This window comes from Cellvibrio sp. pealriver (assembly GCF_001183545.1).
Taxonomy (GTDB): domain Bacteria; phylum Pseudomonadota; class Gammaproteobacteria; order Pseudomonadales; family Cellvibrionaceae; genus Cellvibrio.
The window spans coordinates 282,625-296,342 of the sequence record NZ_KQ236688.1 but is presented as its reverse complement, the minus strand read 5'-3'; the positions used below and the strand labels follow the sequence as shown (position 1 = coordinate 296,342).

Genomic DNA, 13,718 nt, shown 5'->3' with positions numbered 1-13,718 from the left:
GGACAGGTTCTAGACTAAAGAAGATCATTGTTGGATACATGCATAAGGATTTTTTATGAAACAGCCCTCTGGTGAGCGTTCTTCACCCGTTACACACTCCACTACCACAACGCCTACACACAATCGCGAACACAAGGCATCACAACACGCTCCGCACTCCAACCCCGAATCCAAACAAAGCGCAGCCGCTCTTGCTAGCGACCAAGCACTGCTTATCGCACAACATTTTTCTAATTATTTGATTCCCGGCATTGCAAGATCAGCAGAGCTCAAACAAGAAGTCTACGCATTGCGGCATCAGGTGTACTGTGAAGAATTGCATTTTGAAGAAACCAATGCACAACAGCTGGAACAAGATAGTTTTGATGCGCATTCATTACACTGTTTTATTCGTCACGTAAGCACCAACACAATGGCAGGCACGTTACGGGTCATTACCAGCAGCCACACACAAGAGCTGTTACCCATTGAAGCCTATTGCGCCCATGCGATAACGCACGAACACTTAACGCCGCGCTATTTTTTACCGCACCAAATTTGCGAAATATCGCGCCTTGCTGTACCCGCCACATTTCGCAAACGCCAAACAGACCAAATTGAAGGAAGTGCAACCGGGGTTATTAACGAGCACACATTTTCTACGCAAGAATTACGTTTCTTCCCTTATATCGCTATCAGTTTATATTTATCGGCGATTGCCATTTGTTACAAAAGCAGACTGCATCATGTATTCGTGATGATGGAACCAAGGCTTGCGCGTAGCCTTGGATTTGTAGGCATTCATTTCACACCGATCGGCCCGACTGTGGAGTATCACGGAAAACGTGCCGCCTATTATGTGGATGTGCGCCAAGTGCGAAAAACACTTAGCGCAGGCTATAAACAGTTATTGCACGTGATTGAACAGGAATTATTTTCACGAAAAAACTAACCTTGCCCCATCTGTTATCAGCGATTCACTATGGTTAATGCGCAGGTCAATTTTTCTTTTGGTTTTGTAAAATCACACGCGGTTCAGCAACTGGAACTAATTTTCCATCCCGTAATTGAATCGCTTGCGATGCACCCATGCTTGGCCATATTTTTAAATCATGACCTTTTTTCTGAAGTGCTTGTTGGATTTCAACGGGCATAGCCGCCTCTACAAATAACACATTGGGATTCCACTGTTGATGAATACGCGCTTGTGCCATGGCTTTTTCAACCGGCATTGAATCGTTAAGCGAATACAATAACGTTTGTACCACTTGCGAAATAATCGTAGGCCCACCTGCTGCCCCCAGAGTCATGACCGGCTCATTGTTTTTAAATACCAATGTCGGGCTCATACTGGATAGCGGGCGCTTTTTTGCAGCAACGGCATTTGCATCTGATCCCACCAAACCAAACGCGTTAGCCGCACCAACTTGTGCAGAAAAATCATCCATCTGATTATTTAACACCACACCGGTTCCGGGAATAACCACTTTGCTACCAAAGCTGGTATTGACGGTTGAGGTGATCGCCACCCAATTACCGTCCATATCGGCAGCAGCGATATGTGTAGTGTGTTTATTCATTAAATGTTGGATGTCTACATCAGGGTTGCCATGTGCAATATCGGCAGTGGTTTTTTCCAAGCTAATTTTTTTCGCGATCGTTTGTGCATAGCGTTTATCCGCCAAGCTCAATGGCACTTTGGTAAAATCACTGTCGCCCAACCAATGTGCGCGATCAGCAAACGCAAACTTCATTGCCTCTGCAATTAAGTGATAGCGCTCTGCCGGTGCCAGCGCATCCAAATCAAATTGTTCAAGAATATTTAAAATTTGTGCAACGTGAACACCACCAGAACTGGGCGGTGGAAAACCATAGAGAGTGTAGCCCGCAAATTCAGACACAATAGGCTTGCGCATTTTTACCTGATAGTTGGCGAAATCTTTATCCGTGACGACACCGCCGTTGGCAGCCATCCAGCGTCCGGTTTTTTTTGCAAAATCGCCATGGTAAAAATAACGAGGCCCCTGTTTGGCGATTGCCCGATAAGTCACCGCCAGATCTTTTTGTTGCAGTATTGAAAACGCCGGTAGCGGTTGATTATTTTTATCCAAATAAATAGCAGCACTGGCAGGAAATTTTGCCAAATTATCCGCTGTTGCGGCCATGCGTTCAGCCAGTGCAGGTGAAATAGGAAATCCTTTTTCCGCTAATTCAGCGGAAGGCAAAATAACATCGCGAAACGTTAATTTTCCGCCCAGCTTTTGTAATTTATCCAGTGCGGCAACTGAACCGGGAATACCCACCGCTAAAGCGCCTGTGCGGCTCAGTTCAGGATCGGCCTTACCATTTACAATATACATATCGCGCGTTGCCGCAGCGGGGGCCATCTCGCGCCCATCAATCGCCAATATGCGGCCATCAGCCAAGCGCACCAGAATAAAACAGCCACCACCGATACCCGAGTTGTGGCCATCAACCACACCCAGTGCAAAAGCTACCGAAATAGCCGCATCAACCGCATTACCACCACGCTTGACCACCTCCATAGCAATACGGGTTGCCTCCGGGTTAACACTGGCAACCGCGACTTTGCCGTCGGGGCTCACTTGGGCGTAGTCCGCTCCCGGAAGCTCGGCATGCGCCACCAGTGCGATACAGCATACACTCAATGCTAAAACGATTTTTTTCATTTCAATAACCGCTGTTGTGAATAATAATTGCCTGAACCTTAATACAAATGAGGCGAGTAATACAAACTTATCATGGAAAGCGAGCGATCTGCGCTTAAAGCAGGTGATTGAAGCAGGCGATTATCCAATCGCTCCAAACAATGCTCGCAAGATGGAATTATCAGGGAAAAAGCAAGTCATAAAAAATCCGTTAACGAGTTAAGTATAAAAACATGGACAATAAAATCAGTAGTACCCGCCTCTATGGCTTGGACACATTAAGAGCACTCGCTATTATTTTGGTGCTGATCTATCACTACCGCGTTGTTGTAAGCAATGAACTGTTATTCGGTTTTATCACCCGAATTGGCTGGGTGGGTGTGGATTTGTTTTTTGTATTAAGCGGTTATTTGATTGGCGAACAAATACTCCGCGCTTATGCAAAAAAAGAAAACTTTTCACTTAAACATTTCTATGCGCGACGTTTGTTGCGCACATTGCCCAATTATTATGTTGTGCTTGCGCTGTACTTGCTCTTGCCCGCGTTATTAAGCCCTACTTATACAGCGCCGCTGTGGCAATTCCTGACGTTTACGCAAAATCTTGATATGCGGCCAATGGAAACCTTTACCCATTCATGGTCGCTCTGCGTTGAAGAGCAATTTTATTTGTTGTTTCCCTTGGTGTGTATGCTAGCGCTCGCCCGTGACGCAAACCCGGTACGCATGTGGGTCATTATTATCGCAGGCTTTATCGCGGCAATACTGATACGCGCCTATATGCTCAATGCACATGGCGGACCCCAGATAACGGGCAAAGATTATTACGAATTCATTTACTATCCCAGTTATTCGCGATTTGATGAATTGCTGCCGGGTATCGCCATCGCGCTGCTAAAAAACTATCACCCTTCCCGATATGAAAAACTACTTCGTTATGGCAACGCTTTTTTTGTGGCTGGGTTGGCGGGATGCGGTTGGGTGTTTTATGTATTTTTAAATCTGGCCTATACCCAAGAGACAGGCACTAGCACATGGACTCCCGTCATTGGCTATTCGCTCTTGGCCATCAGCTTTGCCTTGCTGGTAATGGCAGCGCTCTCGCCTTGCTGCTGGCTCTACCGCCAAAAAATTTCTGGCGCTGCCAGCCTCGCACTCTGGTCTTATGCTATTTATTTAATCCACAAACCACTCTACCAATTATTGGAAGATCCCGTTAAAAACCTCGGCATCAACACCGATGGTTATCTGGGTATGGGCATTATTGTCTTGATAAGCACCATAGGCGGTTGGTTGCTATTTAGGTTGGTTGAAACACCGTTCATGAATTTACGGACACGCTGGTTTCCCTCCAACAATAAAACCGCCCAGGTACCGGCCGGTGCATTGAAAGAGTAATACGAACCGGGTGCGTAGCCGCGTTTTGCATACTGGTTTACACTCCCACAACCCACGTAAATACATTCACAGGAGATGACTGATGCACAGTGCAATCAAGCGTGCGAAGAGAATGAGAACAACAGTTTCAACAAGGGCGTTTTTGTTGGCAAGCAGTCTGTGCGTTTCACTGCCGGGTATTGCCGCCGAAGGGATGTGGACCTTGGACAATTTGCCGCATGCTGATCTGGAACAACGCTACGGTTTCAAACCCTCTGCTGCCTGGATTGATAAGAGCATGCGCAGTGCTGTGCGCCTTGCCGGTGGTTGCTCGGGTTCATTTGTATCCGCCAATGGGCTGGTACTGACCAATCATCACTGTGTAATTAATTGCGTGGAAGATTTATCCAGCCCATCGCAAGATTTTATGAAAAACGGATTTCTCGCCAGGAACAACACAGAAGAAAAACAATGCCCCGGCGTAGAAGTGAATCGTTTGGAGCACACCAAAAATGTTACTGACCGCATGCAAAAAGCGCTGGCAGGATTGAGCGGAAAAGCATTCAGCGACGCAAAAAAAGCCGAGCAGTCATCCATTGAAAAAGAGTGTATGGCTGATGCCGGTAACAAACGCCGCTGCGATATTGTCGAGCTGTACGGCGGCGGCCAATATTATGTGTATCAGTATTCGCGCTATCAGGATGTGCGTTTGGTATTTACACCGGAATATGCATCCGGATTTTTTGGTGGAGATCCGGATAATTTTAATTTCCCACGTTACAACCTGGATATGGCGTTACTGCGTGTCTATGAAGACGGCAAGCCCATTGCAAACCGCGATTGGTTTCCAATCAACACCAAAGGCGCAAAAGAAAATGAATTGGTGATGACACTCGGCCACCCAGGCACTACGCAGCGCTTACTCACGATGACTGAGTTGGAAACCCAACGGGATCTGGTGTTGCCGTTCCGTTTATTATTTGCAGCAGAATACCGCGGATTATTATTGCAATATTCCAATCAGGGCGACGAGCAAGCACGTATCGCACAAACTGAATTGACTCTGGTCGAAAACGGATTAAAAGCGCGTACCGGTATGTTTCAGGCACTGTTATCACACGATGTCATGGAGCAAAAACGCGAACAGGAATATATATTTCGCAATTGGGTTGAAAGCGATGCGACGCGTGCAAAAACCTATGGCAATCCATGGCAAACCTTAACCCAAACCCAAACAACATTCCGCAATATGTATGTGGATTATGTGATGCTGGAATTGGGCATGGGTATTATGTCCCAACAAGTTACCTGGGCGCGCACTTTGGTTCGCGGTGCAGAAGAACGCAACAAACCTGATCATGAACGCTTGCGCGAATTTTCCAACGCCAGCTTACCGGCAGTGCAAGCGGGGCTGTTGGCTGAATCGCCGTTATACAGCGATTTTGAAACCATGAAACTGGCATGGTCACTGAGCAAACTACGTGAAAAATTGGGCGTTGATAATCCCGTCGTCAAACATATTTTGGGCAAAGAATCGCCCGAGGCATTGGCCAAACGCATCGTTTCACACAGCAAATTAAGTGATGCAGCACTGCGTAAACAATTATGGGAAGGCGGTGCCGATGCAATAGCCAAGAGTGATGACCCCGCAATCGCACTTGCAAAAGTTATCGATACCTATGCACGCAAAGTACGCATGGATTACGACCAAAACATTGAGCCCGTGCAAAAAGCAGCGGCAAGCCAATTGGCGCAGGCTCGCTTTGCATATAAAGGAACGCAAGTGTATCCCGATGCAACTTTTTCGCTGCGTTTGTCGCATGGCGTGATTCGCGGCTGGGAAGAAAAAGGAGAAATGGTTACGCCATTTACTACGCTGGCCGGATTATTTGACCGCGCAACAGGCTACGACCCATTCAAGCTGGCCGATAGCTGGAGCGCGGCACAGAAAAAAGTCGATAAAAAAGCGCGTTTTAATCAGGTATCAACCAACGATATTATCGGCGGCAACTCCGGCAGCCCATTGATCAACGCGAAAGGGGAATTAGTCGGGTTAATTTTTGACGGCAATATTAATTCACTGGGCGGCGCTTACTTTTTTGATGAATCAGTCAACCGTAGCGTATCGGTACATCCGGCGGCGATGGCAGAAGCATTAAAGAAAGTCTATAAAGCCGACCACTTGGTAAAAGAATTAAAGTTGAAATAATCATTTATCAGCAAGGTCATATATAAATCATCACATATGACCTTGCTATAACTTCACACAGGTGGGTTGGTGCTAAGCGCAGCGATGCCCAACACGCACCGCACCGCATTAAAATTTTAAAAAATCATTACCCCAGCTGCAGGCACACTAACACGTTCACCCACATTGATTTTCTCACCAGTAACCTGCTCAGTGCGCTCACCACGTAAATTATCAGGCACGGAAAACTCAGCCGCACTCTGTGGGTTCAAATTCACTACCACCCACACACTGGTTTTTTCGCCGTTCTTTTCACTGAAGTTTTCGCCGATATTTTCAACTAACCACACATCTTTATTATCAACCGGGTAATAACGAATTTCGTCCGGCAACTGCAACGCAGGGTTGCTGTTGCGCACGCTGATCAAGCGTTTGTAATGATTCAGCAGCGATGATGGATCTTGCGCTTGGGCAGCAACAGAAACCCCGGTGCCCTGCAAGGTTTTCCAATAATTGGCAAACCAGCCTTGATGGTTTTGCATCCACGGAAACCATTTGGCTTGATCTAACCAAAATTCGCCAGAGCTATTAAAACCCGCGCTATCTTCCTCGCTCCACTGCATAATCGCGCGGCGATATTGATCATCGCCGGTTTTGTATTGCGATACACCAATTTCTTCACCGTAGTAAAGATACAAAGGCCCCGGAGTGGTCATTAATAAACTCGCTGCAATCTTCGCTTTGGCAAAGTCATTATTGAGCGACAACATAATCCGGTTTTGGTCGTGATTGGTCAGGAAAGGCGAAAAATAATGCAGTGGTGCAGCCGCTTTACGCGCATTCAAATTCGCCCATAAATTTTCGCGATTTTGTTGCAGCGTACTATTACCCAAGGTGCCAAAATCAGCCGACTGTTTTACCGCCGGGTTCAGTATGTCGATAATCACATTACCAAAATCAAAATCGAACGCTGAATCCAAACCTTTACCTTCATTGCGGTAGCGACCAACTGTTTTTAAATCAGCCCAAGCTTCTGCAACCAACATGGCATCGGGTTTTATCGATTTCACATGTTGCGAAAAAATAGTCCAGTAATCGATAGTGCCTTGAGTATCGGCTTGCAGCGGATAACCGCCCTCTTCCACCGCATAGCGGACTGCATCCAAACGGAAACCATCAACACCTTTTTCAAGCCAGAAAGTCGCGAGCTTATTTAACTCATCAATAACCACTTGTTTGGTGAGATTTAAATCCGGTTGGCTGCCACCGAAGGCACCGTAGTAATAGGCTTTGCGTGTGTCGTTCCAATGCCAAACTGCTGCAGGGTTGGATTCTGAAGACCAGGGTTGGCCCCAACCACTTTGCGGGCGCTCATCGCGCCAAATAAAGTAATCTTCGTAACCGGGTTCTTTGTTGGCCGATTTAATAAACCATTCGTGTTTATCGGAGATGTGATTCAACACCAAATCCAGAATGACTTTCATATCGCGCGCGTGCGCTTGCTGGATGAAATGCTCGAAGTCGGCCATGGTGCCATAGTCAGCTTCTACGTTATAAAAATCCTGGAAATCGTAACCGTGATACGAGGGTGCTTCGAACACCGGGGTCAACCAAATGCCATTCACCCCCAAACTTTTTAGATAATCCAGCTTACTGGTCATACCCTGAAAATCGCCGCTACCATCGCCATCGGCATCGTAAAAAGAGCGCGGCCAGATTTCGTAAAAAATCGCGTTGTGCCACCACTGATTGGCTGTTTCATTCACCGGAAGCGATAAATATTCTGCTGCTGCACTACTGGCGCTAACGGCAGATGCAGGTTTTGAAGCGGTGTTAGGGTCAGAACAACCAGTGAAGGCAAACGAGAGACTTAGGGCTAAGAGAAATGCGGATGGGCGCAAGAGAGTTTTCATGCGGGAGCTCCATGGCTATTGGCGTTATAAAATGGGCGCTAAAAGTAAAGCCCATTTACAACGCCGGTGCCAAGGAGTTATCGGCCAGAGGCCGATGAATACGTATGCGCTGCTGTATTGTTAACCGAATTAGGGCAAATCGGTTTCAGGTACTTTGCTCGCCAGGATTTTATCGATACGGCGACCATCCATATCCACAATTTCCAATTGCCAGTTTTGCACCACAACTTTGTCGCCCGTCGCAGGCATACGCCCCATAAGCAACATGATCAGACCGTTAAGGGTTTGGTAATCGCCTTCTTCTGGAAGGTCATCAATTTCCAAACAGTCTTTCAATTCCAGAATAGGCAGCATGCCGTCCAGCAAGAAGGAACCATCATCGCGGCGGACAACGTAAGCATCTTCGCCTTCACCCATCACGAATTCACCGGTCAGTGCTTCCAGTAAATCTTGCAGGGTCACGATACCTTTGAGATCGCCATATTCATCAACCACAAATACCATTTGGCTGTGCGATGAACGGAAAAATTCCAGCAGCTCCATACCGGTAAGCGATTCAGGCACAACATGGCAAGGCTGCGCCATCGATTCCAGTTCAACCGTGCTGCCGCGAATAGCTTCTGCCAACAATTCTTTCGCGTTAATGACCCCAACAAGGTTATCAATTTGTTTGGTGCAGACCGGAAAGCGCGAGTGCGGCGACTTCATCACACGCTGGTAGTTTTCCTCCAGGGTGATGGCGGTATCCAGATAAATAATGTCTGCGCGCGGCACCATAAGCGACACAATACTGCGGGTTTCCAAGCGCAGCACATTTTTTACCATTGTATGTTCTTGTTGTTCCAACACACCTGAGCTGGAACCTTCATCAAGAATTGCGTGGATATCTTCTTCTGTCACTTGATGGTTATTGGTTTGGTGGAAGCCCAATACACGCATCAACGCACGTGTGGAATTCGATAAAAAATGCACAAACGGTTTGGTGATGATGGCGAGCACTTGCATGGGAGGTGCAACAATACACGCGATTCGTTCAGCGTTGAGCTGACCAATGCGTTTGGGCACTAATTCACCCACCACAATCGAGAAGTAAGTAACAACCACAACCACGAGAACAGTCGCGAAATTATCACTGAAATTCACAGGCACACCGAGGCTCTGCAACCAAAGGGCAAAAGGCTCGGCGAGAATGGATTCACCAACAATACCGTTCAGCAGACCAATCGAGGTAATGCCGATTTGCACGGTAGATAAAAACTGGGTGGGGTCTTCGGCAAGCTTCAACGCAACCTGCGCTGAGCTGTTGCCCTTGGCAGCAATTGCCATCAGGCGTGATTTTTTGGCGGTGACAATAGCAATTTCCGACATCGCGAATATGCCGTTCAATACAATCAGGCCAAGCAATACAAAGATTTCCATGGGGTCCTACTGGTAAAGCGCTATGCGCGGGAGGGCGAGTATAACATCGGAAACCGTCAGGAATACCAGACCCCTGAGCTACTCGTCATGACGACCGTACAGAGACTGAGCGATTGCCTTTATTGTTGAGAAGAATTATCATTAACAATAATTTGTTATTTACATCCACTCGTTGTTTCTCGCCTCACAGAGGCGGTAGTCAGGCAAATGCAATCCAAACACGTTTCCTTGCTCTTCTTTTTGCTCGTAGCGGGTGCTCATGCCGGTATTCTGGCGGCAGTTGTCTTATGGCCCTCACCTCCCAAACCGGTTGAAATTGTTCAACCCACTATTCAGGGGATGCTGATAGCAGCCGAACCGGAGCCAACTCCTCCGGAACCCTTGCCACCCCCACCACCGCCAGAGAAAAAACCGGAGCCCAAACCCAAGCCAAAGCCGCCACCCAAAGCACCACCATCGGAGCGCGCGGTAAAAGCCCCGGAACCGGAGCCACAGCCGCAAGTTCAGCAACCTGCGGAAACCAAGCCCGCTGAACCTGCGCCTCCGGCACCGGTTGTTCCTCCGAGCGCAGATGCTGACCAATTGAGCAACCCCGCACCGGCTTACCCAAGCTTGTCGCGCCGCTTGCGTGAAGAGGGAATAGTGCTTCTGGATATTTTGATCATGGCTGATGGCACCGTGAGCGAGATCAAACTCAAACGTTCCAGTGGTTTTAAACGGTTGGATGACGCAGCAATAAAAGCGGTCTCTCATTGGCGCTTCCAACCTGCAACCCAAGGCGGGATAGCTATCGATTTTTGGTATGAGCAACCCATTGAGTTTGACCTGCATTAATCGAATTTGAACACTATCAACTGCAACCTATACATTTTATTTGGCTAACGAGGTTTTTATGGATTCACCCTATGGTATTGCTTCCGTATGGGCACAAGGCGATGCGCTGATCAAAGCGGTCGCGATTATTTTATTGATTATGTCCATCGCTAGCTGGTGGGTAATTGTTGTGCGCGCTTGGGGTTTGTGGCGTTTACGCCGCCCATCCCAAGGCCTGAATGACTTCTGGCATGCGCAGAGCTTTGCCGAGGGCTTACGCACACTGGGCGATGACCGCACTACGCCCTTCCGCCATTTGGCAGAAGAAGGGCAAGCCGCACTTGACCACCACAGCAACCACAAAGATGACCTGCACGGCCATTTACCGCTGGCAGAATGGCTGACGGCTTGTCTGCGCGGTTCCATCGATGAAAGTGCCGAACGCCTGCAGCGCGGCTTGGCGATCTTAGCCTCGGTAGGCTCAACCGCGCCGTTTGTTGGGTTGTTCGGTACGGTATGGGGTATTTACCACGCACTGGTTGGGATAGGTATTTCGGGCCAGGCGAGTATCGATAAGGTTGCAGGCCCGGTCGGTGAAGCATTGATCATGACCGCGTTTGGTCTGGCTGTCGCCATTCCTGCAGTGCTGGGCTATAACGCGCTCACCCGTGCCAACAAGGGCGTACTCAACAAACTCAACCGCTTTGCCCACCAACTGCATGCGTATTTCATCACCGGTAGCCCGCTGCAAAATAAAGGGGCTATTACCAAACTGACTCCGCGTAAAGAGGGCTAGACCATGGCTTTTGGTGGAGGATTAGATGACGAAACCGAAGTCATGAGTGAGATCAACATGACACCGCTGGTAGATGTCATGTTGGTGTTGCTGATTATTTTTATCATCACCGTACCGGTCTTGACCCATTCGGTAAAAGTGGATTTGCCGCGCGCCGACAACACACCGAATGAACTCAAACCGGAAACCATTAATCTCGCGGTGAATGCCGACGGACAAATTTACTGGAACGAAACCCAAGTCACTCTGGAAGAGTTGGAATTGCGCCTGGCAGCAGAAGCTGGCAAGCAACCCCAACCGGAAATCCACATACGTGGCGATAAAGCCGTGGCTTATGAACACGTGATAAAGACCATGGCAGCAGTACAACGCTCAGGGCTTTTAAAGTTAGGCTTTGTCACCGAGCCCGGCAACTAGCCGGGCTTTAGCGTGCGTTTTTTTAATTACGTTCGATTTATTACTTTCACTCTTGTCGCTTGCCACCAATTGAATCGCGACCGGTGAAATACGAACTGGTTAATGATGATTGAGATGCTTCTTCGTCAGCGCCATAAAACGCGGTGTGGGGCCGACATCTTCATAGATAGCATCACCCATTTCATCGGTAGCAACGACTTTGGTTCCCTGCACATAGGGAAAACTTGCCTCCAATTGCCCTAATGCGGCAGACACCAATTCACTCAACAACTGCTCTTTGGAACGCTTGGGATACATTTCGGCAAGCGCATTTAATTTCGCAGCATCTTCTATCTGCAAGTGTATGGCGTAAGTCTCTTGCGTAAGTTTACCTTGAGCGTGGTTTTCCCATTGTGTAACCAGTTCTTTTAAAGATGACATAGCAACCTCGTTTACATCCAGACAGCGGTTTGGAAATAGCAAGCGGTAAAAAAATCAGGTATCGATATCGCGTACCGTTTTTTTACATCCTGCTGTTAGTGTAGATCAGGGATTCACTCTGGCAGCTAATAACGGATAAAACTTTTCGTACTTTACACTCCATGCACACTTGAATTATTTACTTTAATCACATCAGTAAGAATCCGGATGTATTTATCCATATCCTCTTCACGCACTTGCGCATAGCCCAGCATTAATCCTTTGTGCAACACTTTGCCTGTTGCTAATTTGCTGAGTGGTTGCACATAAATTCCCTGCGCCAATGCTGCTTTACTGATCTGCTCATCATCGTATCCTTCCTGCAACGCAATCGTGAGATGAATACCGGACGATCCACCATAAATCGTCACGCTATCGCCTAAATATTTTTCAAGCGCGGCGACCAATGCATCGCGCCGTGCAGCGTACAAGCGACGCATTTTTTTCAAATGATTCGCAAAATAGCCGCCGCGTAAAAATTCCGCCAGTGCCAGTTGTTCTGCGCTGCGCCCACGTAAATGCCCCAAGCGCAGCAGGTTGCAAAAAGCCTCCACCAACCCCGTTGGTACCACCATAAAACCAATGCGCAGTGCAGGAAATACGGTTTTGCTAAAGGTGCCCAAATAAATCACCGGCGCATCTTCCACTAACCCTTGCATGGCGGGTAAAGGTGGGCCATCGCGGCGGAACTCGCTGTCGTAATCATCTTCAACAATCAGTGCGCCCACACGCTGCGCTGCCTCAATTAACGCCAGACGCCGCTCAATACTCATCACACTGCCGAGCGGAAACTGGTGTGATGGTGTGGTGTAAATCAATTTAGGCGGGTGCTGTCGCCAATCACTTTCCTGTGGCGCTATGCCGTGTTGATCAACCGCGATTCCAATGACCGTCAACTCCGCCGCTTTCAAGGTCTGGAATGCACCGCCATAACCGGGGTTTTCAACCCAGACGTTATCGCCCGCGTTGGCGCAGGCATGGGCACAAATGCTGAGGCTTTGCTGGGTACCATCGGTAATAAAAATCTGCTCTGCGGTACAACGTACACCGCGTGTGCTGGTGAGATGCTCGGCAATCGCCTGACGCAGCAGGGGCTCGCCGGATGCATCGGAGTAGTCGAGCTGTTGATAACTCAAACCACGCCAGGCGCGATCCAGACAGCGCCTCCATATCGGGATGGGGAAATCCGGTAGCGATGGAACCCCGGCAACAAACGCCGTATAAGTCCCTTGCGGGTCAGATGGCCAGGGCGTAAGCCGCGCGCGCATGGAAACCGGTAAAGGGGCGATGTTGGCTGCCCCAACTGTATTGCCTGGTTCACCACCCGGCACCCGGGTTGTTTGTGAAACCCGGGTGCTGCCACCTAGTGTCCGCAGCAAACCCTCAGTCACCAACTGTTCGTATGCATAGAGCACGCTGTTGCGGGCGATATGTAATTCCGCCGCGAGTGAACGGCTACCCGGTAATTTCGCACCGGCGGGGATGCGCCCCTGCAAAATTGCCTCACGCAAACAGTTGTATAAACGACGCTGCCGCGATTGCCGGACAGCAGTTGTTTGTAACGAATAGCGTTGTTCGTATTCATGAAACAGTAATTGATAGTCCATATCGCAAACCAACTGGCTCCAAAAAATTAGTTATTTGTGGATCTTATTATAGAACCAGATGAGCATTACCCTCTCTTCATCC

General features: G+C 48.4%; 11 protein-coding genes. 6 read left to right on the top strand and 5 right to left on the bottom strand.

Annotated features, from left to right (window positions below):
* Window positions 1-55: 55 nt before the first annotated feature.
* A complete protein-coding gene (locus VC28_RS01260) occupies window positions 56-931 on the top strand; it encodes a PEP-CTERM/exosortase system-associated acyltransferase (RefSeq protein ID WP_082191355.1) in 876 nt (291 codons plus the stop codon).
* A 46-nt stretch (window positions 932-977) separates the two neighbouring features.
* Here the strand turns inward: VC28_RS01260 and ggt are convergent, their stop codons facing one another.
* Window positions 978-2,669 (bottom strand): gamma-glutamyltransferase, encoded by a 1,692-nt coding sequence (ggt, locus tag VC28_RS01255; RefSeq protein ID WP_049629073.1) that lies wholly within the window; start codon window positions 2,667-2,669, stop codon window positions 978-980.
* Between the two features lie 212 nt (window positions 2,670-2,881).
* On the opposite strand from ggt, the gene VC28_RS01250 reads away from it, so the two are divergent.
* On the top strand, window positions 2,882-4,045 hold the full coding sequence (locus tag VC28_RS01250; protein ID WP_049629072.1) for an acyltransferase family protein: 1,164 nt from the start codon (window positions 2,882-2,884) through the stop codon (window positions 4,043-4,045).
* 145 nt (window positions 4,046-4,190) lie between these two features.
* A complete protein-coding gene (locus VC28_RS01245) occupies window positions 4,191-6,233 on the top strand; it encodes a S46 family peptidase (protein ID WP_197085468.1) in 2,043 nt (680 codons plus the stop codon).
* 116 nt (window positions 6,234-6,349) lie between these two features.
* Here VC28_RS01245 and VC28_RS01240 read toward each other — a convergent pair whose 3' ends face one another.
* Both VC28_RS01240 and VC28_RS01235 read right to left on the bottom strand, forming a co-directional pair.
* Window positions 6,350-8,125, bottom strand: coding sequence for an alpha-amylase family glycosyl hydrolase (locus VC28_RS01240; RefSeq protein WP_049629070.1), 1,776 nt, complete (start codon window positions 8,123-8,125; stop codon window positions 6,350-6,352).
* 129 nt (window positions 8,126-8,254) lie between these two features.
* Window positions 8,255-9,544 carry a hemolysin family protein gene (locus tag VC28_RS01235; protein WP_049629069.1) on the bottom strand — a complete coding sequence of 430 codons (1,290 nt, stop codon included), beginning with the start codon at window positions 9,542-9,544 and terminating at the stop codon, window positions 8,255-8,257.
* Between the two features lie 207 nt (window positions 9,545-9,751).
* On the opposite strand from VC28_RS01235, the gene VC28_RS01230 reads away from it, so the two are divergent.
* From VC28_RS01230 to VC28_RS01220, 3 genes are read left to right on the top strand one after another with little or no spacing between them, the layout of a single operon-like run.
* Window positions 9,752-10,378 (top strand): energy transducer TonB, encoded by a 627-nt coding sequence (locus VC28_RS01230; protein WP_049629068.1) that lies wholly within the window; start codon window positions 9,752-9,754, stop codon window positions 10,376-10,378.
* A 58-nt stretch (window positions 10,379-10,436) separates the two neighbouring features.
* Window positions 10,437-11,153: a MotA/TolQ/ExbB proton channel family protein gene (locus VC28_RS01225; RefSeq protein ID WP_049629067.1), complete on the top strand. Its 717-nt coding sequence runs from the start codon at window positions 10,437-10,439 to the stop codon at window positions 11,151-11,153.
* Between the two features lie 3 nt (window positions 11,154-11,156).
* Entirely contained in the window at window positions 11,157-11,570 is a 414-nt protein-coding gene (locus VC28_RS01220) for an ExbD/TolR family protein (RefSeq protein ID WP_049629066.1), read from the top strand.
* Window positions 11,571-11,669: 99 nt separating this feature from the next.
* Here VC28_RS01220 and VC28_RS01215 read toward each other — a convergent pair whose 3' ends face one another.
* Together VC28_RS01215 and VC28_RS01210 are read right to left on the bottom strand one after the other, a co-directional pair.
* Window positions 11,670-11,990, bottom strand: a complete 321-nt coding sequence (locus VC28_RS01215) for a hypothetical protein (RefSeq protein ID WP_049629065.1) — start codon at window positions 11,988-11,990, stop codon at window positions 11,670-11,672.
* 152 nt (window positions 11,991-12,142) lie between these two features.
* Window positions 12,143-13,636 carry a MocR-like pyridoxine biosynthesis transcription factor PdxR gene (locus VC28_RS01210; protein ID WP_049629064.1) on the bottom strand — a complete coding sequence of 498 codons (1,494 nt, stop codon included), beginning with the start codon at window positions 13,634-13,636 and terminating at the stop codon, window positions 12,143-12,145.
* Window positions 13,637-13,718 lie beyond the last annotated feature (82 nt).